Raw genomic sequence first — 2,494 nt, forward strand, 5'->3', positions numbered from 1 at the left:
CGTCGTGACTGCGTGCCTTTTGAAGAATGAGCCTGCGAGTTTGCGGTGCGTTGCGAGGTTAACCCGTGTGGGGAAGCCGTAGCGAAAGCGAGTCCGAATAGGGCGATTCAGTAGCGCGCTCAAGACCCGAAGCGGAGTGATCTAGCCATGGGCAGGTTGAAGCGGCTGTAAGAGGTCGTGGAGGACCGAACCCACCAGGGTTGAAAACCTGGGGGATGACCTGTGGTTAGGGGTGAAAGGCCAATCAAACTCCGTGATAGCTGGTTCTCCCCGAAATGCATTTAGGTGCAGCGTCACGTGTTTCTTGCCGGAGGTAGAGCACTGGATAGGCGATGGGCCCTACCGGGTTACTGACCTTAGCCAAACTCCGAATGCCGGTAAGTGAGAGCGTGGCAGTGAGACTGTGGGGGATAAGCTCCATGGTCGAGAGGGAAACAGCCCAGAGCATCGACTAAGGCCCCTAAGCGTACGCTAAGTGGGAAAGGATGTGGAGTCGCAGAGACAACCAGGAGGTTGGCTTAGAAGCAGCCACCCTTGAAAGAGTGCGTAATAGCTCACTGGTCAAGTGATTCCGCGCCGACAATGTAGCGGGGCTCAAGCGTACCGCCGAAGTCGTGTCATTCCAGCATTAGGGCCAACGCCTGCTGGGATGGGTAGGGGAGCGTCGTGTGCCGGGTGAAGCTGCAGCGGAAGCTAGTGGTGGACGGTTCACGAGTGAGAATGCAGGCATGAGTAGCGATACATACGTGAGAAACGTGTGCGCCGATTGACTAAGGGTTCCTGGGTCAAGCTGATCTGCCCAGGGTAAGTCGGGACCTAAGGCGAGGCCGACAGGCGTAGTCGATGGATAACCGGTTGATATTCCGGTACCCGCTGTGAAGCGTCAAACATTGAATCAGGCGATGCTAAGTCCGTGAAGCCGTCCTGGAGCCTTCGGGCAAAGGGAAGTGGTGGAGCCGACGGCCCAGACTTGTAGTAGGTGAGTGATGGGGTGACGCAGGAAGGTAGTCCAGCCCGGGCGATGGTAGTCCCGGGGTAAGGGTGTAGGGCGCTGTCCAGGTAAATCCGGACAGCTTGTGCCTGAGACCTGATGCCGAGCCGATTGTGGTGAAGTGGATGATCCTATGCTGTCGAGAAAAGCCTCTAGCGAGTTTCATGGCGGCCCGTACCCTAAACCGACTCAGGTGGTCAGGTAGAGAATACCGAGGCGTTCGGGTGAACTATGGTTAAGGAACTCGGCAAAATGCCCCCGTAACTTCGGGAGAAGGGGGGCCATCACTGGTGATCGGATTTACTCCGTGAGCTGGGGGTGGCCGCAGAGACCAGCGAGAAGCGACTGTTTACTAAAAACACAGGTCCGTGCGAAGCCGTAAGGCGATGTATACGGACTGACGCCTGCCCGGTGCTGGAACGTTAAGGGGACCGGTTAGTGCACTTTCGGGTGTGCGAAGCTGAGAACTTAAGCGCCAGTAAACGGCGGTGGTAACTATAACCATCCTAAGGTAGCGAAATTCCTTGTCGGGTAAGTTCCGACCTGCACGAATGGCGTAACGACTTCTCGACTGTCTCAACCATAGGCCCGGTGAAATTGCACTACGAGTAAAGATGCTCGTTTCGCGCAGCAGGACGGAAAGACCCCGGGACCTTTACTACAGTTTGATATTGGTGTTCGGTTCGGCTTGTGTAGGATAGGTGGGAGACTTTGAAGCGGGCACGCCAGTGTTCGTGGAGTCAACGTTGAAATACCACTCTGGTCGTGCTGGATGTCTAACCTGGGTCCGTGATCCGGATCAGGGACAGTGTCTGATGGGTAGTTTAACTGGGGCGGTTGCCTCCTAAAGAGTAACGGAGGCGCCCAAAGGTTCCCTCAGCCTGGTTGGTAATCAGGTGTTGAGTGTAAGTGCACAAGGGAGCTTGACTGTGAGACCGACGGGTCGAGCAGGGACGAAAGTCGGGACTAGTGATCCGGCGGTGGCTTGTGGAAGCGCCGTCGCTCAACGGATAAAAGGTACCCCGGGGATAACAGGCTGATCTTCCCCAAGAGTCCATATCGACGGGATGGTTTGGCACCTCGATGTCGGCTCGTCGCATCCTGGGGCTGGAGTCGGTCCCAAGGGTTGGGCTGTTCGCCCATTAAAGCGGTACGCGAGCTGGGTTTAGAACGTCGTGAGACAGTTCGGTCCCTATCCGCTGTGCGCGTAGGAATATTGAGAAGGGCTGTCCCTAGTACGAGAGGACCGGGACGGACGAACCTCTGGTGTGCCAGTTGTCCTGCCAAGGGCATGGCTGGTTGGCTACGTTCGGAAAGGATAACCGCTGAAAGCATCTAAGCGGGAAGCCTGCTTCGAGATGAGTATTCCCACCCCCTTGAGGGGTTAAGGCTCCCAGTAGACGACTGGGTTGATAGGCCAGATCTGGAAGCCCGGCAACGGGTGGAGGTGACTGGTACTAATAGGCCGAGGGCTTGTCCTCAGTTGCTCGCGTCCACTGTGTT

The 2,494-nt window shown here is 56.6% G+C and carries 1 rRNA gene; it reads left to right on the forward strand.

Going from position 1 to position 2,494, the window contains the following annotated elements:
• Nucleotides 1-2,472, forward strand: a 23S ribosomal RNA gene (locus ACWFRJ_RS44500); the annotation flags it as partial.
• Between the last annotated feature and the right edge of the window lie 22 nt (nt 2,473-2,494).

The organism is Streptomyces sp. NPDC055239 (assembly GCF_053606205.1).